Below are 1,029 nucleotides of genomic sequence, written 5' to 3'. Positions count from 1 at the left end.
CACGCGGCGGCGGCTGCCCGCAAGGCCGGTGCGGACTACCGGCTGGTGGAGTGGGCCGACAGCTGCCCGCCGGACTGCGTGGACCAGTACGCGGCCCTGCGGCAGCGGATGAGCACGGACGTCCCGCTGGGTGAACTCGACTACGAGGAAGAAGCGTGGGACGCCGCCCGGGTCCGCCACCAGGAGGAAGAGCTGCGGCGCAAGGGCGGCCGCTGCCTGGTGGTCGCGGCCCGGCATGTGCCCAGCGGCCGGCTGGTGGGCCATACCGTGCTGGAATTCTTCCCGGAGCAGCCCGAGGTGGTCTTCCAGGAGGACACGCTGGTGCTGCGGGCCCACCGTGGCCACAGCCTGGGCCTGTGGATCAAGGCCCGCAACCTGCAGCGGGTGGCGGAAGCGTGGCCGCAGGGGCGCCGGCTCTACACCTGGAACGCCGATGAAAACAGCCACATGCTGGACATCAACATCGCCCTCGGCTTCGCTCCGGCGGGGTACGAGGCCGCCTGGCAGAAGAAGCTGGGTCCGGGGCCGCAGGCCGGGGGGACGAGCCCGGGCGGCGCTGTATGACGGCGTGAGTCGGGGCGTGTCGCCGGCGCGTCGATGCTACGCGCCGGTAACCGGCAGCGGCGGTTACGATGTCAGCGCGCCGGCATGCTGCCGGGTGTGGCGGGAGGGCCGATGGAACGCAGGACGCTGGTTGACATGGTGGCGGAAGACCTGCTGGAGCAGATTATCGCCGGCCGCATGGCTCCCGGCGACGCGCTGCCGACCGAAGCCGAAATCGCCGCCCGGTCGCAGGTCAGCCGGCTGACCGTCCGGGAGGCCCTCACCATGCTGCGGGCGATGAACGTGATCAGCATCCAGCGGGGCCGCGGCACGTTCATCAATCCACCCGGGAAGTGGACCTCGGTCGAAGCCATCGTCCGCGCCGCGGCGCACAGCCTGAGCGACTCCGCCGCCTCGCGGCAGCTGCTCGAAGTGCGGCGCCTGGTCGAATCCGGGGCCGCCGCGCTGGCTGCCCTCCGCCGCACC

Annotated in this window: 2 protein-coding genes; both read left to right on the top strand. The window is 72.0% G+C overall.

Annotation, left to right across the window (positions count from 1 at the left end; genetic code table 11):
- The coding region (locus tag AC5RV2_RS18350) for a GNAT family N-acetyltransferase (protein WP_494093518.1) at positions 1–564 on the top strand (564 nt) is incomplete at its 5' end.
- Positions 565–675: 111 nt separating this feature from the next.
- Positions 676–1,029, top strand: a 354-nt coding sequence (locus AC5RV2_RS18345; RefSeq protein WP_494093517.1) for a FadR/GntR family transcriptional regulator, incomplete at its 3' end; no start/stop codon positions are given.

This window comes from Arthrobacter sp. Y3225116 (assembly GCF_059091245.1).
Note: the sequence above shows the minus strand (reverse complement) of the source record. Positions and strands in the feature narration are given on the sequence as shown.